Origin of the sequence: Pseudomonas sp. SWRI68 (assembly GCF_014269165.1) — a bacterium.
Taxonomy (GTDB): Bacteria; Pseudomonadota; Gammaproteobacteria; order Pseudomonadales; family Pseudomonadaceae; genus Aquipseudomonas; species Aquipseudomonas capeferrum.
Window position 1 is genome coordinate 1 of the sequence record NZ_JABWRU010000017.1, and the last position, 26,057, is coordinate 26,057.

A 26,057-nucleotide genomic window follows, 5' to 3' on the forward strand; every position below is an offset into this window, starting at 1 on the left:
CGCTACCATCTAGGTAGGCTGAGATGGCTGTGAGTTTGAACTGCTCTGTGTATTTGCCCATCGGTCCCCCCAAGGGTTGGATTTTTTGTCCAACTTCTTGGGGGCAGTCCATTCCCTCCACTGCCTGGTCGCCATATTCCTGCCGAATAAGCTCCATTGGGGTATTTAGGGTCCAATTGTCTAGGCTTAATCCGTTGTCTCTGAAGACCTTGTCATGGATGTCTTTCGCTTCTTGATATGTAAGATCGCGATTAAGTGTGTTGCCATTATCTGGTGCGATTTCTCTATATTTCTCAAAGGTCTCGTAAGCCATATCAGTGCGGATCTTGTCAATTTGCTGCTGACTCAAATCTCGACACTGATCCCCGCCCATGCCTGACATGGCAGTACCTTGCATATAGCTCAATGCTGCTTGGCCACTAACAGACTCCCCTGTGGCAACCCCTTGAGCCCAGCCAGCATAGTTGTATCATTGGCTATATAGGCTGCTATATGCATTGGCAACAGCACTGGCTCCTCCGCTTTGAAGAGACAGCTGGTAAGCTCCAAGCTGGGCAGCCGTAACCGATTGAGTCATAATTTAATTTCCATTTAAATTATTGCAGGGCTCGGGCGAATAATTTTTACGTGTTCGCTGAAGGTCAATTTTCAGGTTTAAGTCCGCTAACAAAACCCACTACTACATTTCTAATTTCACGCCACTGCGATAGATGTTCTCTAGAAAATCGAACAGAGAGCATAGCCTTAGCACTAGGCTCCATGCTGAATTTCATGACGCAGGTCGCGACACCTCTCGGTACATAGGTTTTGCCACAGGAGATATATAAGTCAGCTGCGTCAGATTCGTTATGACCAAAGAATTTATCGCTTGCTCTTTCGTTATCTTTTGCAGGTCCCCCCAGTTGTGGGTCAGTCCCTGAAACCACAAAAGCATCTAGACCATATATCATTTCAGGGGTGCGCTCGTAATTATCAAGCCAAAACTCATTCGGAGATCTTATGCTACTTAAAACAGCGTCCAATTGGCGCTGAGCAGCCTGAGGTCCTGGGTATATCTCTCCAGAATTAACCCCAATGCTCAGCCAGAGGCTATGCTTGTTCAGGAAATTTGATCGATAATCGTCTTTTAGTTCTTTGCTGCTTTTGCAGGACATCTCCGGCAGACGCACATCCATTCCCAAACTACGAATATTCCGCGTATATCTATTTGGTGTGGCATCGCTCGGTCTCTCTCCAAAACCTGGATCGCCGTCGTACTCCACAAGCTCAGCGCAATCGCGTGGGATCTTGATTTTCATCCCGCCGAGCACCCCAGTTATATCTCCGGTAGAGCAAGACCTGCAGACACCTTCAGAGAGCCAAAATTTACCTAGCTCAACCCAGCCACTGGCGATGTAGCCAATAAAGGTCACTACAAAAACTGCTAGCGTAGTAAATAAAAATCTAGCACCGCGCCAATTTGTCAGCACATTACGGATCATTTTTCACACCCCAATAAAAGCTAAATATACAAACTATCTTTCCATCAAGCTTTCATCTTTGTATTCTCGGAGCGGACTCAAGAAATAATCAATAACCTTTCTTTTGTCTTTCTTCACTTCCGCCCGCACTGCCATGCCCGGTGACAGGTCGATACGGTTCTCGCCGGCCTGGATGCTGTTCTCCTTCAGTTGAATCCGCGTGCTATACACCAGCCCCAGCTTCTGCCCGCGGTCCATGACCAGGATGCGGTTGGCATCGCGCACGGCAGACAGCCGGTGGGCGATGATGATCACCGTGCGGCGCTTGCAGATGGCCTGCATGTTCTGCTGGATCACCCGCTCGGACTCGTAGTCCAGGGCGCTGGTGGCCTCGTCGAAAATAAGCTCCCGCGGGTTGCCGATCAGCGCGCGGGCGATGGCGATACGCTGGCGCTGGCCGCCGGACAGCGAGGCACCGTGCTCGCCGACCACGGTGTCGTAACCTTCTGGCAGCTCGAGGATGAACTCGTGGGCACCGGCCAGCCTGGCCGCCTGAATCACCGCTTCCAGCGGCGCCCCCGGGGCGGTCAGGGCGATGTTCTCGCGGATGCTACGGGCGAACAGCATGTTGTCCTGCAGCACCACGCCGATCTGCCGGCGCAGCGAGGAGACATCGGCTAGAGCCAGATCCATTCCGTCCACCAGCACGCGTCCACGCTCGGGGGTATAGAGGCGCTGCAGCAAACGCGTCAGGGTGCTCTTGCCGGAGCCGGAGCGGCCGACTACACCGATCACTTCGCCGGCGTTGATCTGCAGGTTCACCCCGCGCAGCACCTCCGAGCCATCAGGGCGGTAGCGGAAGTGCACCTGGTCGAACTTGATCTGCCCCTTGAGCGGCGGCAAGGCGCTGCGGGTGGCCTGGGACAGTTCGGTGCGCGCGTTGAGGATGTCGCCCAGGCGCTGCACCGACACCCCGGTCTGCTGGAAGTTGGTCCACAGCTGGGCCAGGCGCATGATCGGCTGCGATACCCGACCGGCCAGCATATTGAAGGCGATCAACTGACCCACCGACATATCGCCGTCGATCACCAGGCGCGCCCCCAGCCACAGGGTGGCCACTGTCACCAGCTTGCCCACCAGGCCGACGGCCTCAAAGGCCAGGGTCGACAGGGTTTGGGTCTTGAAGCTGGCGGCCACATAGCCGGCCAGCTGATTGTCCCACTTGCGGTTGATCTGTGGCTCTACGGCCATAGCCTTGAGGGTGTCGATGCCGTTGACCGTCTCGACCAGGAAGGCCTGGTTCTCCGCGCCGCGCGAGAAACTCTCGTTGAGCCGCGCGCGTAGCACCGGAGTGATCAGCAAGGAGATCAGGAAGTACAACGGCAGCGAGAGGACCACCACCAGGGTCAGCCAGCCGCTGTAGTAGAACATCACGGCGATGAACACGACCGAGAACAGCACATCGAGGATCAGGGTGATGGCGTTGCCAGTGAGGAAGCTGCGGATATTCTCCAGTTCGCGCACTCGCGCCACCGAATCACCCACCCGTCGGGCCTGGAAGTAAGCCAGCGGCAGGGTCACCAGATGGCGGAAAAGCCGTGAGCCCAGCTCCACGTCGATGCGGCTGGCCGTGTGGGCGAACACGTAGCTGCGCAGGCCGCTGAGCAGCGTCTCGAAGAGCATGATGCCGAGCAGGCCGACAGCAATCACGTCCAGGGTCGACAGGCCGCGATGCACCAGCACCTTATCCATCACCACCTGGAAGAACAGCGGCGTGAGCAACGCGAAAATGTTGAGCACGAAGGAGACCAGCAGCACTTCGCAGAGTAGCTTGCGGTACTTGACGATGGCCGGGATGAACCAGGTGAAGTCGAACTTGCTCAGCTCACCGGCCAGCGAGGCTTCGGAGCGGATCAGCAACAGCTCGCCGGTCCAGCGTTGCTCCAGTTGCTCGAAGCTCAGCACTTCAGGACGGTGCGCACGCGGATCGTGGATCAACGCCTTGCCATCGTCGATCCGGGCAATGATGAAGTAGCGGCCGTCACGGTCGGCAGCGATGGCGGGCAGCGGGGTGGTATCCAGGCGGCTAAGCGAGCTGCGCGCGGACTTGGCCTTGAGGCCCAGCTTCTTGGCGGCTATGAGGAGTTCGGCACGGCCGAAGCGGCGGCCATCTTCGGCGAATTCGTGAGCGAGTTGTTCGGGGGAGGCGGCTACGTTATGAAAACGCGCCAGCATGACCAGACACGCAAGGCCTGTGTCAACCTCAGGCGAAACGCCCAATCCTTGGAGTTCGTCTTGCATTTCATTCCTTTGACACGAGCCTCGCGAGAGCATGCGTGGCCAATGGCTGCGCAATGTACCGGCCATGCGCCACTCCGACAAGGTGCTGGCTACCAAGAGATGCCTGTGGGGAAACCCTCAGCTGCTCAAAGGTGGGTATCCAGGAGCTGGCCTCTCTGCGTCTAATGGACGAGGAAGCCAAATGCTCTTGGGTGGAAATGGCTCAGGCTGGAGAGCGTTGATACTGCTCCACCCCCATTGCCGGCAGCGCTCATCTTGTTCGAGTCGGTGTATGACTTCTGCCGGTACATTGGTGCCTGCGGATATGTACTGGGGTGCCAGGGCATGCACTACATGGAAGCCCGTCATGCCAGCCAGTAACCGACGCATGATGTGCACCCGCTGCAGCCATGTCAGGCCGCGACGCTTACCGTCGGTGGTTTGCTACATAATCAAATTGAGTGCGGCAGAGCACTCAAGCATGTCCTGCCCGCTCATGCAGAAGCGCCGATGGGATGGCGAACCCAGCGGCAGAATACGCTGCGCAAACAGCTTGAGCAGCGGCTCCGCCAGCTCCCGGTTTTGCCATTCGATGCCCATTATCAGCAGCGCCGTATAAATACTGCGCGCCAATCGCTCCGTATTCTTGCGGTTGCCCTGCACGATGGCTTCGCGCAGCAACCAGGTCAATGCCGCCAGGGCATCCAGGCTAGCGATGCGCTCCAGCTTTCTCATCAGTACGACGGTGACTCTGGCCCGCTGCCAGTAAACCTCGATACCACCGATAGGTTCGAACAGCACCGCCTGCGTAACCACGCCTGTCGCGGGGAGAACCTATGAAACTGACTATTGAGCAACTCCGGCAGGCTATTCGCCATGCCTGCAATCCTTCGCTATCGCATCGGGCGGTGGCGTGCCTAGTGGAGATATCACCCAATACCGTTCGCGGCCTGCGAGATCGGCTGAGCCAGCGGGGTGAGGGCTGGGAACAGTTGCGCGACCTGGAGGATGCCGCCTTGCAGGCCCGCTTCAGCGGTGGCGTACGGGCGGTAGCCGTCGAGCTGTACCCAGTTGGACGACTGTCCATGAGCAATTGCAGCAGCGGGACGTCACGCTGGATCTGCTCTGGCAAGAGTTCCGCGTGGACGAGCCGGATAGCGTGTCCTACGCGCAGTTCACTCGCCTCTACCGGGCCTGGCGTAACCAGCAGAAAATCAGCATGCGGTAGATCCATAAACCCGGCGACAAGCTGTTTGTGGATTTTTGCGGACGTACCATGCCCATCGTCAACCGCGACACCGGAGAAGTATCCAAGGCTCAAGTTTGTGTCGGTACTCTGGGAGCCTCGGGCTACCTCTACGCCACGGCAGTGGCCAGCCAAACAGTAGCCGACTGGCTGCACTGCTCCGTGTCGTTTCATTATATCCACCTGCTGGTGGATATCCGGGTCAACAGCGATCGCCTGATGGTGTGTCATCAGCGTCGTCAGATTGCCAGCCATGCCCTGGCTCAAGGCGTCGGCGTCACCACGGTGCCGGAGCACCTGCCGCCTCAGCACCGGCATCAGCGAGACATCCAGTCAGAAGCCTTGCTGGTCTGGGCCGAATCCATCGGCCCCTATCAACCTTGACGCCTCGCCATCGCCGGGGCTTTTCGTTTTGCGCCGATGCCTGGTGACGGCAAATGTGGTTTGACTGGCAGTAAACCACTGAGCCAGTATGGCCTTACCTGTCGTTCCTGTGGTTTTCGAGGAATGATCCCCATAAGCCTCGCCAGAGAAATCTGCCGGGGCTTTGTCGGCTTTGGCTTAGGAGGATATATGACCAGAGCACAACGCCGACACGATACACGCCGAATCAAGGCTCGCTTCTACCGGAAGCAGCGCTTCCACGAATGCTGGACGACTAATCCACGCAATGCAGGGCTGTTCGCCAACCACGGCAAAGTCTGTTCCTGCTGGCTGTGTGGCAATCCCCGTAAGTTGGGATACCTGACCCTGCAGGAGCAGCGAGCAGATTTGGCCTGTGATGAATGAGATAGGCATGCATTCAGCTGGGCTTTTCGCTAATGGCAGTGAAGGAGAAGCTTGATTTCATCTGCCGGCAGACGGCCGAACTGGCAGGGCCCGCCGGTTCGGATACAGTTAGCGGTCAAATGGGGGCTTTGAGATGCTGAGCGCTGCTGACGATGGGCGATGGATAACGAGCTTTTATGAGTACATCGAAGACAAGCGCGCCAAGGAGGCGTTCGCGCTTTTGATTGGTACATTCGCGTGTCTGGGAAAGTTTCGTTGCGGGCGTAAGCCCCAGGGCGAAGTCCGCTCGGTAGGTATAGAAGTCGATGGCGAGTGTTGGTACACGATCATGCCTGCCAAGAAGTGGGTAACATTCCAATGGCGGCCGCCAGTGACAAGAACAAACAGGTTTCGGGTCGCCCTGTTGCGAAACGAGTTTCCAGAAGGCTTCACTGACTCGGCTCAGAAGGAGCACTGGTCAGTGAGGGTCGCTTGCCTTGAAGATGCCCTCAAACTCCTGCGAGTGCTGAATGTCGATTCGAGCCTGGCGACAGAGCGGCGCTAATCTGCGCATCTGTGATTAAGTGATCCATCGCCGCCGGAAGGGGTTGCGCGATCATTCGCACTGGGCTAATTCTAAAACTTTTATAGCCCGCCAAATCAGGAGGTTTTAATGAAGCGGTTACTGCTAGGTGCGGCGTTGTGTTCCATTGCGGGTATCGCCAATGCGCAGATCCCGCTGGTCAATGCCACATGCCCGGGGAATATCGAGGTGCATGCCGATGAGGGTGGCCCTGTGTACATCAATGGCAAGGAAGCGACATTGAAGAAATTCAGTGACACGTACTTCGAAGCCAAGGGCGCTGGGGTAACGGTATCGATCATGGTTAACCCTGACGGATCGCCGGGCGTTTCGTACACCGGCAAGGGTCGCGCTAATGGTGTCTGTGAACTGACAGAGCAAGATTGAAGAATCTGTAACGTAGCCACGCGCCGACGCAATGGACCTGAGTCTGCAAACAAGGAATGGGTAATGGCTTGGCGTAAAAAACTGGAGACCTTTCAAAAGCGCTTCACGCCCCGACACCGGCGTATTGTCGGCGGGGCTGTGATGGCGGTCTGGGCCATTGGTGTGGTGGTTCACCCTGGGCAGTACTTGCTCGCGCTCTCCATACCTGGGGTCATCATTTTCATGAGCGCATGGCCGCCAGAGCTGGACGGTAAACCCTGAGGCCTTGATATGCAGAGGCGAAAATGACTTCACTTTCGCCTGACAGCCAGTTGTCCGATTCAGCTCTCATTCCGACTAAGTGCAGTTGCGTGCCGTTTGGCTTTGGCTATGGTGGCATTTACGCATACAACTAAAGTCGTAGGAGGGCGGCATGCGGATTCGCGGCGACGTTTTCTGGGGCTGGGCAGACCCAACGCTTCACCATCGGTCACACGACGAAACGTTAAACGATGGAACCTACATCGATGTCCAGGTGCGACTGTCGCGAACAGGCAGCACGCAGATGTTCATCGGTGTTTATGCCCCTAGCGGCATGGCGATTCATGAAGAGGCATTCGATTCGCGCCCAGGCGAGTCGATGACTCGCGCTTTGGCCTGGGGCGTAGGCCGAGCGCGGCGTATTGCGAGCGATGCGGTGCCTGTCAACGAGCAATTTGCCTGTTCGAAGTAGCGGGTAGAGCGGTGTCTGTGATTTTTGCGGCAACTGACCTCAACTCATCGGCGACGCCGTCGATGGACTTGATATGAGCGCGTACATCGATCTTGGTTTCAGAGGTCGCTCTGGCCTCCATGAACTTGGCATGCCCGGTCATGGCCTTGCTGAGTGCATTGAGGTGGTCGGCCGTTTTGACGAGGTCTGATTTGATGGTTTGAAGCGGTTCCATGATCTTGGCTGCGTTCCTTGAAGTGTGCGTCTACGGCCCAGTTGGGCCTCGCTGCGGCATCGTTTGGGCGCAGGGTCAGCGAAGTGATCGCGACATCAGCCACTGCGCCTTGCCCCAGGCCTCGAACTGCTCGATCACCGCCCAGCCACGCTTGGCATAGTAGGCCTGTTTGTCACTGGTGTGCAGGTATAAGGTTTCTACGCCGGTGTCACGTGCGTGAGTACATATGCCCTCGATCAACTGCTCGGCGATACCGGCACCTCTGGCTGCCGGGTGCACGAACACGCAGGCGAGCCAGGGGCCTAGCTCCGGGCGGGACGGCAGGTCTTCCTTGGCGAGGGCAGCGCCACCCAGCAAGTGGCCTTGATCCAGTGCGACCAGGCATTGCCATTGGCCATTGTCCTGGCCTTGCGCGAAGTCCAGCTGCCATTGGGCGAGGTCAATGTCCTCGAACTCATACTGGAATTGCTGATGAATCCATTGAGCGAAAGTGTCGCAATGGTTCATATGGTTTTCTAGCCAGTCAATTTGAGGCATGGGCGTCCTGCGCTGATCAAGCTGTAAAACGCATCATCACACACCATTGAAGAGGGTGTGGCAAGTCAAGCTGTCTCGTGTTTTCCACGGTTTGTTTCAACGCTAAGCGGGGTCCGTGTCTGACGTTTCGATATCGCCACCCTGCACCTGGAGCACTGAGCCTTTATCATCCGTAGCCAACAACCCAGTGCCTTGCACAGTGTCAGGCTGCAACTCTGCAAGTGGCATGTCTGCACTACGAAAGATGACGCGGCTTTCGTCGCCCGTCTTCAATGTGTGGAGGCTGCCGTTCTGGTAGAAGAAACGCGTGCAGTCGGTTGGCATAGGGTAGGTCCTCGCTTTGTACCGGCTGGATCAACATCCGCAAGGCAAACTATCTTCCCCCTTTACGGTTTTCGCTACTGGCAGAATTGACAGGTGCCAGCGCGCTTGTACTCAAGCAACATGCCCAGGCATGGACAAAGGCTGAGTGGCCACGACCTTGGTTGATTGGTACCCGTGCGCAACCCTCGGTAGAATGCCGCGTACCCCTAATGGCCAATTGCAAATGCCTACATTTCGTATCTTCTTCAGCGCTTTCATGGCTGCCAGCCTTGCCGGTTGCGCAACGCCAGGTAAACCCACAGCCAGTAAGCTGACCCATAAAACCCCCGCGCAGTTTGCCGCGTGCGTGATGCCGAAGTGGCGAGCACTGGCGCCACTTGCCAACCAGAAGTCCATCGCCCACGGCTATCGGTTGACGGCGCCCAGCGCGGTGGCCTCTGACGATGTGCTGGAGGTAGTCGACGTACGTGACGGCAGCCGGGCAACGTTCTACAAGGGCAGCTTCCTGTCAGGCGACAAGCTGCGCCTGGCGGCCAGGGAGTGTCTGGACTGAGGTCAGTAATCCGCGCTGCCCATGTTGGTCTCTGGCTGACTGGCCTTGCACTGTATGCCAATCATCTCATTTCGAGCTTGTTGTTCATCCGCTCACACTGCATCTGCGCATCGGTTCTGCTCGGGTAGCTGGGTTTCAGCCGCTCCTTCGCCAAGTTGTCATAGATGTCGAAGCCGCCGCTTACGGTAGCCGCGTAGTAGCGGCTAGCGATGCGGAAGGACTCCTTTTCGATGGGTACCGCCGGAACGATAACGAATCTTGGTTGCATGTTTCGTGCCTCCCCAGGCAGAGACTTAAGTATTAGTCTCGCAATGGGTAACCATCAAGGAGGCTCATGAAGAAACGACGAATAGTTCAAGTGGCAAAAATGCACAGGCAGGCCGAAGGCCGGGGAACGGGTACGAAATGCGTAGGTCTGAAAGACACAGCACCTGTGTGGAAAACGGTGTGTACTTAGTTTTTGGACAGATTTAGACCCTTCAGTCGCTTTGTGTAAGGTTTATGTAAAAGCGTCCGCTGCGCGTACAAGGACCGGTATCGTGTTTTGTACTGTCCAGTCCAAAGTAGCCAATGATGAACACACTTCCGTCGCAGCCAAGCGCTGAACGCGGGGCGTTCTCCAGTTTCGAGGCGTGTCGCAATACCCAGCAAGGCCCCGTGGTAATTCTGGCTTCGGGCGCCTCAGCCAAGCATTTCCCCTTGGGCGAATTTGCCCATCTACCGATCATCGCCATGAATGGTTCAGTTGCCATGACTGCCGAGCATGGCGTGAAGCCGTTCTTTTACGTGTGCACCGACAAGAGCTTTGGCCAACAGCAACCAGCACTGTTCGCCACCGCCTTGCGTGACAGCCAGCGCCTGGCGTTATGGCCAGAGCAGTTCGAAGGTGCCGATATTCCCGCCGCCAGCGAATGCTATGCCTTGCACAAGGCGCACACGCCAGGCTTGCTCGACGGTATGCGCGGGCACGGTGACAGTTGTGTCTGCAACCGAGCGTTGTGGAGCAAACGAGCCCGCTCGATTGCCTTCAGCAAAAACCTGTCGCAGGGCTTTTTCGATGCCCGCACGGTCGCTTATGTGGCCCTGCAACTGGCGTATCACCTGGGTTTTGAAGAGGTGTTGCTGGTGGGCGTAGATCTTGATCAGGCGGTAGGGCGCTTTTACGAAACCGCCGAAGGGGAACACTCGCCCTGCGGCCTGGACCAGCACTGGGACAGCCGTATCCTGCCGTCACTGACGCTGATGGCGCGGCAAGTGGTCAATGAGCACTTTCACGTCTACAACCTGTCGGCGGCTTCGCGTATTCCGACCGAGCTGATCCCTAAGGTCAACCTGTCCGAAGCCAGGCGCATTGCCGGTTGCGCGATTGGTTGAGCAAGAAAGCGGGTGCGTGCGGCCTTGGGCATGGGTAGAGTGCGCTGACCGTAACGCAGCCAGCAGGAACCTCCCCTATGTCCAGTGCCTTCACCTTGATGCAATCCCCCGTCGGCACGCTGACGCTGGTGGCCCGCGGCGAGCGGCTGGCAGCGGTGCTGTGGGAGGAGGAGCGGGAGAACCGCGTGCGGCTCGGCGCCCTTCATCGCGATGATCACTGCCCGGTTCTGCTGGACACCGCCCGCCAGTTGGGCGAGTACTTCGCCGGTAAGCGACGCTGCTTCGACCTCGCGTTGGACTTCGCCGGCACGCCGTTTCAGCGTGAAGTGTGGGCTGCATTGCTGGCCATTCCCTTCGGCGAAACCCGCAGCTACGGCGACATCGCCCGACAGATCGGTAACCCCAGCGCGGTCCGTGCGGTGGGCGCAGCCAATGGGCGCAACCCGATCTCGATCATTGCGCCATGCCATCGGGTGATCGGCGCTTCGGGCAGCCTTACCGGCTTTGCCGGCGGGCTTGCGGCAAAGCAATACTTGCTGGCGCTGGAAGGGCGACAGAGCCTGGCCTTGGCGCTTTGAGCCGGGCCACAGCAAGGTATCGATCAGCCAAACCAACTCGCGATCAGGCAAGCCACCAGCGCAAGCGCTGAGCCGGCCATCAAGGTGTACTGCCTGTGGGCCCGCCGTGCCTGCGGCCTGACCTCGCGCAGGTACTCGCCAGGTGTCGGGGCATCGGGCCGGTGGCGCAGGCCTTCGGCGATATTGGCCAGTTGGCCCTGGATCAACAACCCGACCAGGTAATGAGTCGACGCGTAGCTCGCCAGCATTACTAACAGATACTTCACGCAGGGAGTGCCCTCAAAGGTACGGCAGACGCGCTGGCGGTGGCGGTATCCAGTACGATCAGCCCTTCGCAGCGGTCATCCAGGCTGGCCAGCAGTCGGCCTTGGTGGTCCCAGGCCGCCGACCCGCCTGCGCCAATGAAGGTATCGGCCGGCCCCACGCAGTTGGCCATCAATACGCCAAGGCCCAGCTGGCGCGCGACCTGGGGGTAGTGCTCATGACCTTCGCGAATACCCTTGGCCGTTTTCGCCACACTCACGAGGTACACCTGCGCACCCTGTGCGTGAGCCGCTGCCGCATGTTCGATGAACATCGACTCGTAACAAATGGCGGGCGCCACCCGATGCCCAGCCACGTCCAGGAGCAAGGGCTGATCACCTGTGGTGAAGTAGGGCAGCTCGTCGCTGTGCAGGCGTTGTTTGGCATAGGCCTGGCGAGGCGCACCCGGGCTGAAGATCGGCATGCCGATCTGGACGCCGTCAGGTGTCGGCAAGGGCAGGCCCACGGCGACCGTGATGCCATGTCGATCGCACAGCGCCTGCAGATGGTCGAGCCGCGACGAAGACAGCGGCAAGGCGACCTGGCGGGCCAAAGTCGGCTCGTAGCCGGTCAGCGACAGTTCAGGAAACACCACCAGCTCGGCACCCAGCGCCACCGCCTGCTCGATGCAGACAAGGTGGCGTTCGAGGTTGCCCTGTAGGTCGCCCTTGAGCGAAGCCAATTGCACGGCGCAGAGTTTCATCAACAGCTCCTTCCCTGGTACAGACCGAAAGGCCGAGCATACTATCGGCGGCAACACCTGTACCAGTGAAGGGATTATCAGGAAGCCGGATGCGGCGCGAAGCGCTGGCGGAACCAGTCGTTCAGCATCGCCTTTTCGGCATACAGGCGGTCGCTGCTGCTGGTTACGCGCCCGGGGCGGCTGAGGTACATCTTGTCGCTGACCCGCTCCTGGGCTTGCTGGGCAGGTATGCCGGGCTGGTTGAGGATGTAGCTGAGGTCGATGGTCGGCCAGGTGATTTCGCGCATGAAGCGCACATCATAGGCACGACTGTGCCAAGGCTCGAAGCGGCCGGCCAGGTCGATGTCACGGATGTTGATGACCAGTTGCTGGTCCGCCTGCAAATAGCGCTGGCCGAGCTTCTGCAGGTACTCGGTCAGGCTCTTCATGACATAGGCATCGGCCCCGCGCTCGTATCCGGGGCTGTCGAGGCTGGCATCGCGAAATTTCTCGGGCTGGTCAAAATGCACCTCGACCTGCGCAGCCGGGGCGCCTTGTGCCATGCTGTTCAGTGAAAGCGCCATGAGCACGGCACACACAAGGGCGGTACGCATGATGCACCTCCGGGGCGGTTTGCGTGTAGCGCCATTCTACGCCTGCCAGGCTGGCGCCAGCAGAGGAAGATTGTAATGAGTCGGTTTCTACGGCTAGCCGCCAATACCCAGGGGCGCGACCTGGCGGTAGGCGACATCCACGGGCACTTCGGGCGCCTTGTGATGTGCCTGGAGCAGGCCGGGTTTGACCCAGCGGTAGACCGCTTGTTCAGCGTCGGCGACCTGGTCGACCGTGGCCCTTACAGTGAAGCGGCGCTGCAATGGCTGGACCGGCCTTGGTTCCACGCGGTGCAAGGTAACCATGAGGCGCTGGCGATTACCTACCTGCGCGGTGGCCGGCTCGACCTGCAGATGTATCGCGCCGCCGGTGGTGGCTGGTTTCTCGACCTGCCCAGAAACGAGCAGGTGCGTTTCGTCGAACGCTTCGAGCAATTGCCGATCGCCATGGAGGTCGAAAACGAGCGGGGGCTGATCGGCCTGTTGCATGCCGACAGCCCGTTCGCCGACTGGGCCGTTCTGCGCACCTGGCTGGAGCTGGACGACGACCCCGAAGTGCGTGAAGTTTGCCAATGGTCGCGGCGCCGGCTCAAGGAGGGCGACACCCAACCCGTGCACGGTGTCCGCGCCTTGCTGGTCGGGCACACGCCCGTGCTGCAAGCCAAGCTGCTGGGCAATGTCTGGCATCTGGATACCGGCGGTTGGGCCAATGGCCATTTCAGCCTGATCGACCTGGCAACCCTTGAACTGGTCAGCCCCGGGCAAGGTGCAGGGCCAGCCCCACTGCCAACACGATCAGCATGACCCCTGAGGCCCGTTCCAGCCATGGCAAGGTGCGCGCGAAACGCTGCAACACGCGTTGATTGCCGATGGCCACGGCTACCAGCAGGTCCCAGAGCAGTACCATGCTGAACATCCAGCTTGCATAGACCACCTTCCAGCCGACGCTGCTGCTGGCCACCATGCTGGCGAGGCTGGCATAGAACAGGGCATTCTTGGGGTTGAGAATGCCCGACAGAAACCCAAGCACCAAGCTGCGCCACCAGCCCGGCACGGCCCCGCTGTCGGCTACAGCGGCCAGGCTGGAGCGCCCCGCGTAGCGCAAGAACTGCGTGCCGATGTACAGGAGGTAGGCCGCGCCGGCCAGCTGCAAGCCAATGAACAGCGGGCTACCTTCATGCAGTATCGACAGGCCGGTGAACGCCATGGCGATGAAGGCGCCATTGGCCAGTGCGATGCCCAGGCAGGCGCCGCTGGCGATTCGCCAACCGCCGCTGACCGAAGTGCGGGCGACCAGGAAAAAGTCCGGGCCGGGTGAAAGCAGGGCAAGGAAGTGGGCGAGGGCGATGATCAGCAACTGCTCCATGGACGGGACGACTCCGGCTGGGGAAAGCCGCAGTCTGGCGTCGCGCCGGGTGAGCGTATTGAAGATTATTGCGCACCCCGGTATTGACCCGGCGTCACCCCCACATGCGCCTTGAACACCCGCTGAAAATGGCTTTGGTCGGCAAACCCGAGCTGGTAGGCGACCTCCGCCAACGCCTGGCCCTGGTTGAGCAACTGCCGGCCCCGGTTGACCCTGGCATTGAGCAGGTAGGCATGCGGGGTCAGCCCGGTGGCGGCGCGGAACGCTCGGATCAACTGGTAGCGCCCCAGCCCCGACTCCCGGGCCAGTAGATCGAGGCTCAAGCGTGCGGGGTCGGCTGCCTCGATACGCTCGACCAGCCCACTGAGCATGGACGCCCCCAGCGCGGGTTCCGCCTCCAGTGTGGGGTGTACGTAGAAGTCCTGATCGCCCATGAAGGCAATCAGCGCCGCCTCTTTCTCGCCATGGCTGGCCTTGGAGAACAGCAGTGCATTCAGTGCGCAGAATTGACGGTACAGGGCGGGCGCGCGGCTGATGCGGGCCGGCTCGCCAGGTCGTGCACCGCGCAGCCCAGACTCCTGGCGCAGGTGCGTCAACCAGCTGGCATCCACATGCAGCATCTGGTAGCTCCAAGCCTGCCCCGGCTCAGGGTTGCAGGCGTGCACACGCCTTGCCGGTACCATCACCAAGGTGCCGGGTGTCAGGCGCTCCGTAGCACGGCCCGCGCCGGTGAAAAGGCTGAAGCCGGCATCGACTGCGCCCATGGAGAAGGTTGGATGGCTATGCGCCTTGTAGCAGGCCCGGCTTTGGCAGGCGCGGCGGCTTTCGACGAAGGGCAGGGCAGCATCGCGCCAGACAGAGGCTTGTGAGCAGGGCATGACGGGGTCCTCGGCAAGGGCAAAAGCTTAACAGCTGCAGGTGACCCATACAGTTTTTTCGCCTGGCTGTAGCTTGACCCTGCGCGCGTCAGCCGTCGAAATAAGCGCTTGAAGTCATAGGAAAACAAAAATGGACCTTTCCAGCCTGCTGCTGTTCATCCCTGCCTGCTTCGCCCTGAACATGGCGCCCGGGCCCAACAACCTGCTGTCTTTGCACAATGCCAGCCGCTATGGCCTGCGCACGGCCTGCGTGGCCGGCGGTGGCCGCATTGTCGCCTTCAGCGGCATGATCGCGCTGGCCGCCATGGGCTTGGCGGTGGTGCTGCATACCAGCGAATACCTGTTTCTCGCCATCAAGGTGGTCGGCGCTGCCTACCTGTTCTACATCGCCTGGCAGCTGTGGCGGGCACCGGTGGCTGAGGCCGTAGTCGCGGCCGACCATCCACGCGGTACCTGGCGCCTGGCGCGGCAAGAGTTCTGGGTGGCAGCGGGCAACCCCAAGGCCATTCTGATCTTCACGGCCTTCCTGCCCCAGTTCGTATCGGTCGGCAGCGCCACGCCGGTCAGTGAGCAGTTTTTGTGGTTGGGTGTGATGTTCCTGCTGCTGGAGTGGGCGGCCATCGCCATTTATGCCGGCCTTGGCACCTACATGCAGCGCTGGTTCAGCCAGCCAGGGCCGCGTCGGCTGTTCAACCGGGTCAGCGCCGCCTTGCTGGGCTGCGCTGGCCTTGGTCTGCTGGCGGCGCGCCGCTAAGACGGCGCGTGAGGGCAGGGTCAATCGCGATAGAAGGTCTGCACCAGGTGGTAGCCGAACTTGCTCTTGATTGGCCCATGTACCACGCGCAGCGGCTTTTTGAAGATCACCTGGTCGATCGCCCCGACCATCTGGCCGGGGCGCACCTCACCCAGGTCACCGCCGCGCTTGCCTGACGGGCAAATGGAAAACTTCTTCGCCAGCACATCGAAAGCCTCGCCATTGGCGATGCGCTGCTTGAGCTTTTCGGCTTCGTCAGCGGTCTTGACCAGGATGTGGCGGGCTTGAGCTTTCATGGGGCACCTGTGCTTCGGGGTAAAAAAAGGGCGCCATTATGCCTGATCGTGCAACGTGCTTACTCCACTTTTGCCTTTTGCACGTCTTGCGAAGCCGACCATACGCGGTAGCGCACCTCGACCCCTTTGGGCACATACACCACCACCGGCAACTTGCTGTTGTAGCGCAGCATGAAGCCTTCACCGACTACGGGCACAAACGCGTCGGTCTTCTTGCCATCCGGGCAGGCCATCAGCGTGCTGGCGGGGCCGGCGACCTTGTCCAGACGGTAGTAGTTGTAGCCCCAGCCTTCAAGGGTACGTTCTTCGAGGTTGCCCCCCAGGTGCTGGCGGTTGCAGTCGACTTTGAGCGTCTTGCCAGCGAGTATTTCCAGTTTGTAGGCCGACTCATCGGCCTGGGCGGGCAGGTGGATGACTTGCCGGGTGTAGCCTTTTTCCGCCTCGGGATAGGGCGCGACGTCCTTCAAGCTGGCGGCCATCGCCGGAGCGGCAGCAGCCAGGGTCAAGGTCAGGATCGCGGAGAGTGTGATTGGGCGCATTAAGGCCTCCTTGCAGTCGAAAGGTGCGAGACCTTTGCCAGATCAAGGCCGGCCCTCACTGGGCCAACCAGCCGCCATCGACATTCCAGGCGGCACCGCGGACCTGGCTTGCGGCCTCGCTGCACAGAAATAGTACCAGCTCGCCCAGCTGCTCGGGGGTGACGAAGGCCAATGAAGGTTGCTTCTCGGCCAGCAGGTCCTGTTGTGCCTGCTGCGCTTCGACACCGTTGGCGGCGCGATCGTCGATCTGCTTTTGCACCAGCGGGGTCAGCACCCAGCCTGGGCAGATGGCATTGCAGGTGACATTGCTGGTGGCGGTTTCCAACCCCACGACCTTGGTCAGGCCGACCACGCCATGCTTGGCGGCCACGTAGGCGGCCTTGCCGGTGGAGCCGACCAGGCCATGCACCGAGGCGATATTGACGATGCGCCCCCAGTTGCGCGCGCGCATGCCGGGCAGGGCCAGGCGGGTGCCGTGGAATACCGCCGACAGGTTCAGGGCTATGATCTTGTCCCAGCTTTCGACCGGAAACTGCTCCACCGGAGCCACGTGCTGGATACCGGCGTTGTTGACGAGGATGTCCACGCCACCGAATTGCCGTTCGGCGAGGGCGAACAGGGATTCGATCTGCGCCACGTCCGACAGGTCGGCGGGGTGGTGGGCAACCTTCACGCCGTGGCGGGCGATTTCGGCCAGTGCCGGTGCCGGGTCGCCAAAACCATTGAGCAGAATGTCGGCCCCAGCGCCGGCCAGCACCTGGGCGATACCCAGGCCGATGCCGCTGGTGGAACCGGTGACGAGTGCAGTCTTGCCTTTGAGGGTCATGCGGATGCTCCCTGTCTACGTGATCAAAATGTATGGGGCGGCTGTTACCCGCGTGGGTCGAACGCCTCACGCAGTGCATCGCCGATGAACACCAGCAACGACAGCACCAGTGCCAGCGCGAAAAACGCGGTAAACCCAAGCCAAGGGGCCTCCAGGTGCTGCTTGCCCTGGGTCACCAACTCGCCCAGCGAAGCACTCCCGGCCGGCATGCCGAAGCCCAGAAAGTCCAGCGCGGTCAAGGTGGTGATCGCCCCGGTCAACATGAACGGCACATACGTCAGGGTGGCATTCATGGCATTGGGCAGGATGTGCCGCAGCATCACCTGGCTGTCGGGCAGCCCCAACGCGCGCGCGGCTTTGACGTACTCAAGGTTGCGCCCCCGAAGGAACTCGGCACGCACCACATCGACCAGGGCCAGCCAGGAGAACAGCGCCATGATCCCCAGCAACCACCAGAAGTCCGGCTCGACGAAGCCGCTGAGAATGATCAGCAGGTACAGCACCGGCAAGCCCGACCATACTTCCAGCAGGCGCTGCCCGAGCAGGTCGACCCAACCGCCGTGATAGCCCTGCAGCGCCCCTGCGGTCACGCCAATCAGCACGCTGACCACAGTCAAGGCAAAGGCGAACAGCAGCGACACCCGTGTGCCGTACAGCACCCGCGCCAGCACGTCACGTCCCTGGTCATCGGTGCCCAGCCAGTTGGCTGCGCTGGGCGGGCTGGGGGTCGGTACTTGCAAATCGTAGTTCGGCGTGTCGGCACTGAACGGGATCGGTGCGAACAGCATCCAGCCACCCTGGCTGTCGATCAACTGGCGCACGTAGGCACTGCGGTAGTCCGGCTGAAACGGCAACTGGCCGCCGAATTGCTGCTCGGTGTAACGCTTGAGCGCCGGGGTGTACAGCTCGCCCTTGTAGCCAAGCAGCAAAGGTTTGTCATTGGCCACCAGCTCCGCGCCCAGGCTCAGCAGCAAAAGGCCGGCAAACAGCCACAGCGAGACCCAGCCAAGGCGGTTGCGGCGAAAGCGTTGCAGGCGGCGGCGCGAGACGGGCGAGAGCATCAGTTGGCCCTCGTGTCGAAGTCGATGCGCGGGTCGAGCAGTGTGTAGCACAAGTCGCCGATCAGGCGGATCAACAGCCCTGCCAGGGTAAAGATGAACAGCGTGCCGAACACCACCGGGTAGTCGCGCGACACGGCTGCCTCATAGCTCATCCGCCCAAGCCCATCGAGGGAAAAGATCACTTCGATCAACAGCGACCCTGCGAAAAACACCGTGATCAACGCCTGGGGCAGCCCGGCCACCACCAGCAGCATGGCATTGCGCAACACATGGCCGTAGAGCACGCGGCGCTCGCTCAGGCCCTTGGCCCGGGCGGTGACCACGTACTGGCGGGAAATCTCGTCGAGAAAGGCATTTTTGGTCAGCAGCGTCAGGGTGGCGAAACCGCCGATCACCAGCGCACCGACCGGCAGCACCAGGTGCCAGAAATAGTCGGCGACCTTGCCCAGCAGGCTCAGCTGGTCGAAGTTCTCCGATACTAGGCCGCGCACCGGGAACCAGTTCAGTGACGTGCCACCGGCAAACAGCACGATCAGCAACAAGGCGAACAGAAACGAGGGCAGGGCATAGCCGATCACGATCAACCCGCTGCTCCAGGCATCGAACCGGCTGCCGTGGCGCACGGCCTTGCGGATGCCCAACGGGATAGACACCAAGTAGGTGATGAGCGTGGCCCAGAAGCCCAGTGACAAGGTGACCGGCAGCTTGTCGAGGATCAGGTCGGTGACCTTGGCCCCGCGAAAGAAGCTCTGGCCGAAGTCGAGCCGGGTGTACTGGCCGAGCATCAGCCACAGGCGCTCGGGGGCTGACTTGTCGAAGCCGTACTGGCGCTTGATCTCTTCGATCAGTTTCGGGTCCAGGCCACGGGTGGCCCGCGATTCGCTGTGCACCCCTTCGGCACGCGCGCCTGGCGCGCCGCCGCCGATGCCCTGCAGCCGCGCCACCGCTTGCTCTACCGGGCCGCCCGGCGCGGCCTGGACGATGGCGAAGTTGACCAACAAAATCGCCAGCAGGGTCGGGATGATCAGCAACAGGCGACGCAGCACATAGGCGGTCATGGGGTGGCATTCCTGCGCTCGGCCATCTGCGCGTTGGTCAGCGCGGTAGGGCTGACTTCCCACCAGGTGTCCAGGCCTTCGTCATAGGTGGCCTGCACCTTGGGCAGGCCGAAGCGGTTCCACCAGAGCGTGGAACTGCCGGGTGGGTAGTAGTTGGGGATCCAGTAGTAGTTCCACTGCAGCACGCGGTCCAGGGCATGGGCATGGCGCAGCATGTCGGCTTGCGTACTGGCGCGCACCAGGCCATCGACCAAGCTGTCGACGGCCGGATCCTGGAGCACCATCAGGTTGTTCGAGCCGGGGTCGTGGGCCGCTTGCGAGCCAAAGTAGTTGTACAGCTCGGCGCCGGGCGACAGCGTCACCGGGTAGCCGGTGACGATCATGTCGTAGTCACGCGCCATCAGGCGGTTGACGTACTGGGCCGAGTCGACATTGCGGATGTTGAGGGTGACACCGATCTGCGCCAGGTTGCGCTTCCAGGGCAGCAGCAGGCGCTCCAGGCCAGCCTGGCCATTGAGGAAGGTGAATTCCAGCGGTTCGCCGTGGGTGTTCACCAGGCGATCGCCCTCGGGGCGCCAGCCGGCTTGCTCAAGCAAGGCCAGCGCTTGCAGCTGCTGAGTGCGGACAATGCCAGTGCCATCGGTGACCGGGGCCGTGAAGACGTGAGTGAAGACTTCATCAGGCACCTTGCCGCGCAACGGTTCCAGCAGTTCCAGTTCACTGGCGTCCGGCAGTTCGCGGGCTGCCAGCGGGGTGTTGGAAAACACGCTCTGCTGGCGGATGTAGAGGTTGCGCATCATCTGCCGGTTGCTCCACTCGTAGTCCCAGAGCATGCCCAGCGCCTGGCGCACGCGGCGGTCGTGGAACTGCGGTTTGTCCAGGTTGAACACGTAACCTTGGGCGACTTGCGGTTTGGCTGGCCCCAGGTGTGCCCGCTGCAGGCGGCCGTCGTCCAGCTGTGCGCCTTTGTAGCCTAGGGTGTAGCCGGTGGCGGAGAATTCGCGGTTGTAGTCGTAGCCGCCGCCCTTGAGTACTTGGCGCGCCACTTCGGTGTCGCCGAAGTACTCGATACGCAGCTTGTCGAAGTTGAACCGGCCACGGCTGACAGGCAGGTCTTTGGCCCACCAGTTGCGGTCCCGTTCAAAGGTGATGCTGCGGCCATTATCGATAGCCCCGATGCGGTACGGGCCGCTGCCCACCGGCCGCTCGAAGCCGCCGCCGTTGGCGAAGTCGCGCTGCTGCCAGTCATGCTCGGGCAGCACCGGCAGGCTCGCCAGGTCCAGCGGCAGGGTGCGGCCATGGCCTTGCCTGAAGTCGAAGCGCACGCGATGGGGGCTTTCGACCGTCACCCCGACGACATCGGCGAACTGCGTGCGGTACTTGAGGCTGCCCTTGCGCATCAGCAGCTCGAAGGTAAAGCGCACGTCTTCGGCGCGCACCGGCTTGCCGTCGGCGAAGGTGGCGCGCGGGTCGATCTCGAAGCGCAGCCAGGCATCTTCAGGGCCGCGTTCCATGCGCCGGGCGATCAGGCCATAAACGGTGTAGGGTTCATCGAACGCACGCACGGCCAGCGGCGCGTACAGCCAGCCATCGACTTCGCTGACGCCGGTGCCTTTGTCGATGTACGGAAGAATGTGGTCGAACTGGCCAATCTCGAGGGCCGAGCGGCGCAGCATGCCGCCCTTGGGGGCGTCGGGGTTGCTGTAGTCGAAATGGCGGAAGGTGTCGCTGTAGCGGGGTGCTTCGCCATAGACGGTCAAGGCGTGGCTGGGGCCGGCGTGGGCGGGCTGGGCCAGGCACAGTGCCAATGCCAGCCAGCCCAGGCGATACAAGCCCCGGTAGCAGCACGCCGGTGCTGCTACAGGTGATACGTCGTTCCAGAGGAACAACGTGGCATCAGTCCTGACGGCTGGTCACTTCCAGCAGGTGATAACCGAATTGGGTCTTGACCGGGCCCTGGACAACGTTCAGCGGCGCGCTGAAGACCACGGTGTCGAACTCCTTCACCATCTGGCCTGGGCCGAACGAGCCCAGGTCGCCGCCTTGGCGGCTGGAAGGGCAGGTGGAGTTGGTTTTGGCGACTTCAGCGAAGTCGGCACCTGCTTCGATCTGGGCCTTGAGTTCGTTGCACTTGTCTTCGCTGCTGACCAGGATGTGGCGGGCGGTGGCACGGGCCATGGGTACTGCTCCTTAGGGTAAAAATGCAAGCCTAGCGCACTTGTTCGGGAAATGTCTCGCAAGGCTTGCTGGTGGCTTCCTACAGTTTTTGTGCAGCCTCGCGCAACAGCGTTTCGGTGGCGGCCCAGCCCAGGCAACCGTCGGTGATCGACACGCCGTACTTCAAAGCGCCTTTGCCCAAGGCCTGGCAGCCATCGAACAGATGCCCTTCGATCATCACACCGACAATCGAGCGGTCACCGGCCAGGCGCTGCGCCAGTACGTCCTCGAACACCGCTGGCTGACGTGCCGGGTCCTTGCCGCTGTTGGCATGGCTGCAATCGACCATGATCCGCGCCTGTAAACCGACCTTGGCCAACCCCTGGCGGGCCTGGGCGATGCTTGCCGCATCGTAGTTCGGGCCCTTGTGGCCGCCACGCAGCACCAGGTGGGTGTCGGGGTTGCCGAGGGTCTCGATGATCGCGGGGTAGCCCTGCGCATCCATGCCGAAGTGGCGATGCGGGTGGGCGGCGCTGCGCATGGCGTCGCTAGCAACGCCGATGCCGCCGTCAGTGCCGTTCTTGAAACCTACGGGCAAATCCAGGCCGCTGACCATTTCGCGGTGGATCTGCGACTCGGTGGTACGCGCGCCGATGGCGGCCCAGCCCAGCAGGTCGTCGAAGTAGCCCGCGGCCATCGGTTGCAAGAGTTCGGTGGCAATCGGCAGGCCGCGCTCGATCATGTTCAACATCAGGCCGCGCGACAGGGCGATACCTGCATGCATGTCATCGCTGCCATCAAGGCGCGGGTCGTAGGCCAGGCCTTTCCAGCCCACCGTGGTGCGGGGTTTTTCGACGTAGGCGCGCATCACCAACAGCAGCTTGCCGTCCACCTCGCGGCTCAGCGCGGCCAGGCGGTCGGCGTATTCCAGGGCCGAGCGTGGGTCATGGATCGAGCATGGGCCGACTACCACCAGCAGGCGCTCGTCGCGGCCTTCGAGAATGGCGCGGATGGCCTGGCGATGGGCATGGACTTGCTGGGTGAGTTCAGCGGTCAGCGGCATTTGCTGCTTGAGCAGGTGCGGGCTGGGCAGGCGCTGGCTGACGGTGGTATTGGCAGCTTGCGGTTGGGTCAGGGGCAGGGCGAGGTTCGAGGCTTGCATGGCGTTTTTCCCTGGGCGGACGGCGGGTTGTGGCCCGCGCGGTCGGCCCTATCGAGGTGTTCGACAGATCGTTGAGTGTGTGTTGTCTGCAGCGTTGCCACCTTTGAGGGACCGAACGGAGGCGGCAGGCTGGCCCGAACGGGATTGGCTAAATCGCCAGGCATAGGTGCTTGCGGAGTAATAAGTGGCGTAGTTCATGGATCTGTCCTCAATATGAATCGGTGTTGTTCAAAGGCCTGAAAAGCAAAACCCCCGGTCGGGGAGCCGACCGGGGGTTTGAGTATTCTCATGTTCGGCGGCCCCTCGAAAGTGGGCGCCGTGTAGGTATCAGCGGCGCCTAGTGGCTAAACCAATACCCAAAATAAAAGCTGGCAGGGGCCATGCTACCGGCAACGGCCAGCACAGGGCGCAGGGTGCGACCGGTGTGGTTGGCGTGATTGCAGGTGTGTTTCGGCATGTTGCTCTCCAGTGAATGAGCCCGAGCTTACTGCAGATCGGGCGTGCCGTTCAATGGGTAAATGCTATGGGGCAGATCATTACTGCCAATATCAGTGGCCGTAACGCCCTACCAAGGTTTGCGCACCTAGTGCATGGCCTTGCAGCAATTCAAGCAGCCCATTGCGGTCCAGTTCAGCTGGCAGGATGCCGGGTGCCAGGTCGGTGGCGATCAAGGTCAGTGCGTAGTGGTGCGGGTTGTCCCCGGCGGGCGGGCAGGGGCCTCGGTAGCTGGCGGTGCCGCGGGAATTGCGCCCCACCGTCACGGCATGGGTGGTTTGCCCGGCCACACCTTCTTTCAAACCATCCAGGGCCGGGTCGATGTTGTAGGCGATCCAGTGCACCACCCCGAGGCCCTTGCCGCCATCGGGGTCGAACATCACCAACGCCAGCGAGCGGGTGCCTGCGGGCAGGTTGTCCCAGCTCAACTGCGGCGTGCGTTCCTCACCGGCACCACAGGCCGGGTCTGGCCCGACCTGTTGCAAGGCGATCACCCCGCCGTCAGTGAACGACGATGAGCTGATCGACAGCGCACCAGAACCCGGCCCTGCGGCCAGTGCGCTGCACGGCAGCAGGGCTGCGAGCAGCCACGGTTTGATGTTCATGGCAATTCCTTGGCAGGGCAATGGGGCGCAGTGTAGTCCAGGCTGGCCTTAACGGCTGTCCTGGTCCTCGGCGGTGCCGCCGCTGCTGCCAGCCCCCGAGCCTGTGGCCTCGCCCGTGCTGTTGGAGCCGCCACTGGCGCCGTCTGCAGCATCGATGCTGGTGCCGGTGTTGCTGCTGTCGTTGTCTTGGCCGCTGCCGGGGCTGTTGACGCTGCTGTCATCACCGGCGGTCTTGCCGCCGGATTGATCGGTTTGCGGGTGGCTGTCGGTATTGGTGGGCTCGGTGGCGGCAAAGCTGGTGCCGCTGATGACGCCCAAGGCCAGGGCCAGGCACAGCGAGAGGGGACGAATGCGGATCATGGTGTATCTCCCTTGCGGATGATCTGTCATTCCTTTGGCCGGGCAGCGCCGGCGCGGTGCCCTTCGGGCGACGGGTGGTCACGCACAGCCCGGATCCGGCCTTGTGTAGGAGCGGCCTTGCGTCGCGAACGGGTTGCGCAGCAGCCCCGGGATTTCAGCTTGGCCGCAGAGATTGCCGGGGCTGCTGCGCAGCCCGTTCGCGACGCAAGGCCGCTCCTACAAAAAGCGATTAGCGGATGGGGTCGGGGCGGGTGCTTTCCACGGGTTCCAGCGGCGGATGCTCCTGCGCCGCATGCATCAGGTCTTCGGTCACCCGCAGCTCAGCGCCTGTGGGCGAGAAGGTAGTCGAGGCGGTGAACGGTGCCGGGTGCTCCGCCGCCGGGCGCTTGCCACGGCGCCACAGGAAGAAGCTCACCATCCCCAAGTTGACCACCGCAAAGGCCCAGAAAAGCCCCGCTTCGCCGAACGACGTCATCATCGGCGAAATCGCCAATGGCGCCAGCGCCGAGCCCAGCGAGTTGATCAGCAGCAAGCCCTGGATCATCGGCACCAGGGCGTCGGACGGTGCACGGTCGGCCGCGTGGCTGACCGCCACCGGGTACAGGGCGAACACCCCGCCACCCAGCAGGAACAGCATCGCCGGCAGCAATGACGATTCAGACGGCAGGAACACCGTGATCAACGACAGCACCACGCACAGCCCGGCCAGGGCAATCAGCACGTCCTGGCGGTCTTTGCGGTCAGACCAGCGGCCAACCGGGTATTGCAGCAGCATGGCACCGAGGATGACCCAGGCCATCATGTTGCCGACTTCCCCCACGTCCAGGCCGATGCGCTGCAGGTACAGCGGCAGCAGGGCATAAATGCCGGCAATCGCCACGCCCGAACCGAAGCAGCCGACCAGGCCCGACGGTGCAACACCCAGCAGTTGCCGCGGTTTCAGTGGCTCGACCTGGTCCAGCAGCGGCGACACCCGCGGCAGGATCACGATCGGCAGCACCGACAGCGCCGCAAGCATGCCGGCGAGCATGAACGGTGCGGTATCGCCCAGGCGAGTGATCTCGCCAAGGCCTGCCTGGGCAATCACGCCAGCGCCATAGAAGGCAATCATGTACAGCGCCAGCAGGCGGCCCCGGATCTTCGCGTCGCCGGCCAGCAGCAGCCAGCTCTCGATCACCAGGAATACGCCCACCGCGGCCCAGCCGTTGATCAAACGCAGGATCGACCACCACGTAGTGTCGTAGAACATCCCCTGCAGCAGGATGGTTGCAGCGATCAGCGAGGCGAAGCTGGTGTAGGCGCGGATATGGCCGATGCGCAGGATCAGCCGGTCATTGAAGATCGCGCCAAGGGTCAGGCCAATGAAGTAACTCGACGACACGATACCGATGGTGGTTGCCGATTCACCGGCAGCGCCCAGGCGCAGGGTGGTCAGGGAAGACATGAAGCCGTTGCCCAGGGCAATGATAAACAGCCCGAGCAGGGGCGCCAGCGCCATGGCCAGCAAACGCGGAGACATATGTACCTCAAGGTGGATGAGCGGAATGAGCGCCTCTTCGGACGCGCACGCCGACATGGCCCGATAAGGGGCCAAGAGGCTGCACGGATGTGCCTGGGAGGGATGCGACCTGGGCAAGACTCAACCGCTGGGCCTTGGAAGAACTGGGCCGGGCGGGGTGGGTTGAGCCTATTTCACATGTGCGTTCATGTGTTCAGGCACGGACTCTGTCGTTGCTGCCGGTTGCCACCGTTCAAGGCGACGGGCGAAAAGGAAGCGCGATTCTACGTGCTTGCATCGATTTGCCCAAGGGGCATTGGCCTGCGACGAGACGCCGCAGGGGGGAGTGCAGCTGCACCCAGACTACAGCCTGCTAATAATAATTTGTAA

The 26,057-nt window shown here is 61.4% G+C and carries 32 protein-coding genes and 1 pseudogene; 9 read left to right on the forward strand and 24 right to left on the reverse strand.

Annotated features, from left to right (window positions below):
• The 4 genes and pseudogenes from HU770_RS20515 to HU770_RS20530 form a co-directional block, all read right to left on the reverse strand.
• On the reverse strand, positions 1 to 382 hold a 382-nt coding region (locus HU770_RS20515), incomplete at its 3' end, for a hypothetical protein (protein WP_186665216.1).
• A 259-nt stretch (positions 383 to 641) separates the two neighbouring features.
• A complete protein-coding gene (locus HU770_RS20520) occupies positions 642 to 1,481 on the reverse strand; it encodes a hypothetical protein (RefSeq protein ID WP_186665218.1) in 840 nt (279 codons plus the stop codon).
• 222 nt (positions 1,482 to 1,703) lie between these two features.
• A pseudogene (locus tag HU770_RS20525) lies at positions 1,704 to 3,761 on the reverse strand (type I secretion system permease/ATPase); the annotation flags it as partial.
• A gap of 423 nt (positions 3,762 to 4,184) precedes the next feature.
• On the reverse strand, positions 4,185 to 4,541 hold the full coding sequence (locus tag HU770_RS20530) for a hypothetical protein (protein ID WP_186665220.1): 357 nt from the start codon (positions 4,539 to 4,541) through the stop codon (positions 4,185 to 4,187).
• A 475-nt stretch (positions 4,542 to 5,016) separates the two neighbouring features.
• On the opposite strand from HU770_RS20530, the gene HU770_RS20535 reads away from it, so the two are divergent.
• From HU770_RS20535 to HU770_RS27145, 4 genes are all read left to right on the forward strand, one after another.
• Positions 5,017 to 5,370 (forward strand): hypothetical protein, encoded by a 354-nt coding sequence (locus HU770_RS20535; protein WP_186665222.1) that lies wholly within the window; start codon positions 5,017 to 5,019, stop codon positions 5,368 to 5,370.
• Between the two features lie 1,057 nt (positions 5,371 to 6,427).
• Positions 6,428 to 6,724: a hypothetical protein gene (locus HU770_RS20540; RefSeq protein WP_186665224.1), complete on the forward strand. Its 297-nt coding sequence runs from the start codon at positions 6,428 to 6,430 to the stop codon at positions 6,722 to 6,724.
• 63 nt (positions 6,725 to 6,787) lie between these two features.
• Positions 6,788 to 6,985 carry a hypothetical protein gene (locus tag HU770_RS20545; protein ID WP_186661353.1) on the forward strand — a complete coding sequence of 66 codons (198 nt, stop codon included), beginning with the start codon at positions 6,788 to 6,790 and terminating at the stop codon, positions 6,983 to 6,985.
• Between the two features lie 151 nt (positions 6,986 to 7,136).
• Positions 7,137 to 7,436: a hypothetical protein gene (locus HU770_RS27145; protein WP_238338687.1), complete on the forward strand. Its 300-nt coding sequence runs from the start codon at positions 7,137 to 7,139 to the stop codon at positions 7,434 to 7,436.
• Here the strand turns inward: HU770_RS27145 and HU770_RS20550 are convergent.
• From HU770_RS20550 to HU770_RS27150, 3 genes are all read right to left on the reverse strand, one after another.
• A complete protein-coding gene (locus tag HU770_RS20550; RefSeq protein ID WP_186661355.1) occupies positions 7,408 to 7,650 on the reverse strand; it encodes a hypothetical protein in 243 nt (80 codons plus the stop codon). The genes HU770_RS27145 and HU770_RS20550 overlap by 29 nt on opposite strands.
• Before the next feature lie 75 nt (positions 7,651 to 7,725).
• Positions 7,726 to 8,187, reverse strand: coding sequence for a GNAT family N-acetyltransferase (locus HU770_RS20555; RefSeq protein WP_186665226.1), 462 nt, complete (start codon positions 8,185 to 8,187; stop codon positions 7,726 to 7,728).
• A gap of 102 nt (positions 8,188 to 8,289) precedes the next feature.
• Entirely contained in the window at positions 8,290 to 8,511 is a 222-nt protein-coding gene (locus HU770_RS27150) for a hypothetical protein (protein ID WP_238347560.1), read from the reverse strand.
• A 193-nt stretch (positions 8,512 to 8,704) separates the two neighbouring features.
• Here HU770_RS27150 and HU770_RS20560 point away from each other — a divergent pair, with 193 nt between their 5' ends.
• The gene (locus HU770_RS20560) at positions 8,705 to 9,064 is read left to right on the forward strand and encodes a hypothetical protein (protein WP_156310050.1); all 360 of its coding nucleotides are present in this window, start codon (positions 8,705 to 8,707) and stop codon (positions 9,062 to 9,064) included.
• Between the two features lie 61 nt (positions 9,065 to 9,125).
• On the opposite strand, the gene HU770_RS20565 is transcribed toward HU770_RS20560, so the two are convergent.
• On the reverse strand, positions 9,126 to 9,332 hold the full coding sequence (locus tag HU770_RS20565) for a hypothetical protein (protein ID WP_033698116.1): 207 nt from the start codon (positions 9,330 to 9,332) through the stop codon (positions 9,126 to 9,128).
• A 305-nt stretch (positions 9,333 to 9,637) separates the two neighbouring features.
• On the opposite strand from HU770_RS20565, the gene HU770_RS20570 reads away from it, so the two are divergent.
• Positions 9,638 to 10,438 (forward strand): lipopolysaccharide biosynthesis protein, encoded by an 801-nt coding sequence (locus HU770_RS20570; protein ID WP_186665228.1) that lies wholly within the window; start codon positions 9,638 to 9,640, stop codon positions 10,436 to 10,438.
• Positions 10,439 to 10,515: 77 nt separating this feature from the next.
• The gene (locus HU770_RS20575; protein WP_033698112.1) at positions 10,516 to 11,016 is read left to right on the forward strand and encodes a methylated-DNA--[protein]-cysteine S-methyltransferase; all 501 of its coding nucleotides are present in this window, start codon (positions 10,516 to 10,518) and stop codon (positions 11,014 to 11,016) included.
• Between the two features lie 23 nt (positions 11,017 to 11,039).
• On the opposite strand, the gene HU770_RS20580 is transcribed toward HU770_RS20575, so the two are convergent.
• From HU770_RS20580 to HU770_RS20590, 3 genes are all read right to left on the reverse strand, one after another.
• Positions 11,040 to 11,282, reverse strand: a complete 243-nt coding sequence (locus HU770_RS20580; RefSeq protein ID WP_186661361.1) for a hypothetical protein — start codon at positions 11,280 to 11,282, stop codon at positions 11,040 to 11,042.
• Positions 11,279 to 12,022 (reverse strand): carbon-nitrogen hydrolase family protein, encoded by a 744-nt coding sequence (locus HU770_RS20585; RefSeq protein WP_186665230.1) that lies wholly within the window; start codon positions 12,020 to 12,022, stop codon positions 11,279 to 11,281. The genes HU770_RS20580 and HU770_RS20585 overlap by 4 nt, the downstream gene beginning before the upstream one ends.
• A gap of 77 nt (positions 12,023 to 12,099) precedes the next feature.
• Positions 12,100 to 12,615, reverse strand: a complete 516-nt coding sequence (locus HU770_RS20590; RefSeq protein WP_186665232.1) for a DUF3016 domain-containing protein — start codon at positions 12,613 to 12,615, stop codon at positions 12,100 to 12,102.
• Positions 12,616 to 12,690: 75 nt separating this feature from the next.
• Between HU770_RS20590 and HU770_RS20595 the strand changes: the two genes are divergently transcribed.
• Positions 12,691 to 13,416, forward strand: coding sequence for a metallophosphoesterase (locus HU770_RS20595; protein ID WP_186661368.1), 726 nt, complete (start codon positions 12,691 to 12,693; stop codon positions 13,414 to 13,416).
• On the opposite strand, the gene HU770_RS20600 is transcribed toward HU770_RS20595, so the two are convergent.
• Together HU770_RS20600 and HU770_RS20605 are read right to left on the reverse strand one after the other, a co-directional pair.
• A complete protein-coding gene (locus HU770_RS20600; protein ID WP_186661371.1) occupies positions 13,364 to 13,978 on the reverse strand; it encodes a LysE family translocator in 615 nt (204 codons plus the stop codon). The genes HU770_RS20595 and HU770_RS20600 overlap by 53 nt on opposite strands.
• Positions 13,979 to 14,043: 65 nt before the next feature.
• Entirely contained in the window at positions 14,044 to 14,856 is an 813-nt protein-coding gene (locus tag HU770_RS20605) for an AraC family transcriptional regulator (protein WP_186665234.1), read from the reverse strand.
• 130 nt (positions 14,857 to 14,986) lie between these two features.
• On the opposite strand from HU770_RS20605, the gene HU770_RS20610 reads away from it, so the two are divergent.
• Positions 14,987 to 15,610, forward strand: a complete 624-nt coding sequence (locus HU770_RS20610) for a LysE family translocator (protein WP_033698098.1) — start codon at positions 14,987 to 14,989, stop codon at positions 15,608 to 15,610.
• A 20-nt stretch (positions 15,611 to 15,630) separates the two neighbouring features.
• Here HU770_RS20610 and HU770_RS20615 read toward each other — a convergent pair whose 3' ends face one another.
• The 11 genes from HU770_RS20615 to HU770_RS20665 all read right to left on the reverse strand — a co-directional run bounded on the left by HU770_RS20615 (position 15,631) and on the right by HU770_RS20665 (position 25,688).
• Entirely contained in the window at positions 15,631 to 15,906 is a 276-nt protein-coding gene (locus HU770_RS20615) for a peptidylprolyl isomerase (protein ID WP_016499499.1), read from the reverse strand.
• A 59-nt stretch (positions 15,907 to 15,965) separates the two neighbouring features.
• Entirely contained in the window at positions 15,966 to 16,445 is a 480-nt protein-coding gene (gene eco, locus HU770_RS20620) for a serine protease inhibitor ecotin (RefSeq protein WP_033698096.1), read from the reverse strand.
• A 55-nt stretch (positions 16,446 to 16,500) separates the two neighbouring features.
• Positions 16,501 to 17,271, reverse strand: a complete 771-nt coding sequence (gene hbdH / locus HU770_RS20625) for a 3-hydroxybutyrate dehydrogenase (protein WP_186661384.1) — start codon at positions 17,269 to 17,271, stop codon at positions 16,501 to 16,503.
• Between the two features lie 44 nt (positions 17,272 to 17,315).
• Positions 17,316 to 18,332, reverse strand: coding sequence for an ABC transporter permease (locus HU770_RS20630; RefSeq protein ID WP_186661385.1), 1,017 nt, complete (start codon positions 18,330 to 18,332; stop codon positions 17,316 to 17,318).
• Positions 18,332 to 19,390, reverse strand: coding sequence for a microcin C ABC transporter permease YejB (locus tag HU770_RS20635; protein WP_186665236.1), 1,059 nt, complete (start codon positions 19,388 to 19,390; stop codon positions 18,332 to 18,334). Before HU770_RS20635 ends, HU770_RS20630 begins: the two co-directional genes overlap by 1 nt.
• Positions 19,387 to 21,222: an extracellular solute-binding protein gene (locus HU770_RS20640; RefSeq protein WP_238347561.1), complete on the reverse strand. Its 1,836-nt coding sequence runs from the start codon at positions 21,220 to 21,222 to the stop codon at positions 19,387 to 19,389. The genes HU770_RS20635 and HU770_RS20640 overlap by 4 nt, the downstream gene beginning before the upstream one ends.
• A gap of 64 nt (positions 21,223 to 21,286) precedes the next feature.
• Entirely contained in the window at positions 21,287 to 21,568 is a 282-nt protein-coding gene (locus tag HU770_RS20645; protein WP_186661390.1) for a peptidylprolyl isomerase, read from the reverse strand.
• Positions 21,569 to 21,647: 79 nt separating this feature from the next.
• Entirely contained in the window at positions 21,648 to 22,709 is a 1,062-nt protein-coding gene (locus HU770_RS20650) for a 3-deoxy-7-phosphoheptulonate synthase (protein WP_186661391.1), read from the reverse strand.
• A gap of 548 nt (positions 22,710 to 23,257) precedes the next feature.
• Positions 23,258 to 23,809 carry a YbhB/YbcL family Raf kinase inhibitor-like protein gene (locus HU770_RS20655; RefSeq protein WP_033698083.1) on the reverse strand — a complete coding sequence of 184 codons (552 nt, stop codon included), beginning with the start codon at positions 23,807 to 23,809 and terminating at the stop codon, positions 23,258 to 23,260.
• A gap of 48 nt (positions 23,810 to 23,857) precedes the next feature.
• Positions 23,858 to 24,169, reverse strand: coding sequence for a hypothetical protein (locus HU770_RS20660; RefSeq protein ID WP_186665239.1), 312 nt, complete (start codon positions 24,167 to 24,169; stop codon positions 23,858 to 23,860).
• 229 nt (positions 24,170 to 24,398) lie between these two features.
• Positions 24,399 to 25,688 carry an MFS transporter gene (locus HU770_RS20665; protein ID WP_033698075.1) on the reverse strand — a complete coding sequence of 430 codons (1,290 nt, stop codon included), beginning with the start codon at positions 25,686 to 25,688 and terminating at the stop codon, positions 24,399 to 24,401.
• Positions 25,689 to 26,057: the final 369 nt, after the last annotated feature.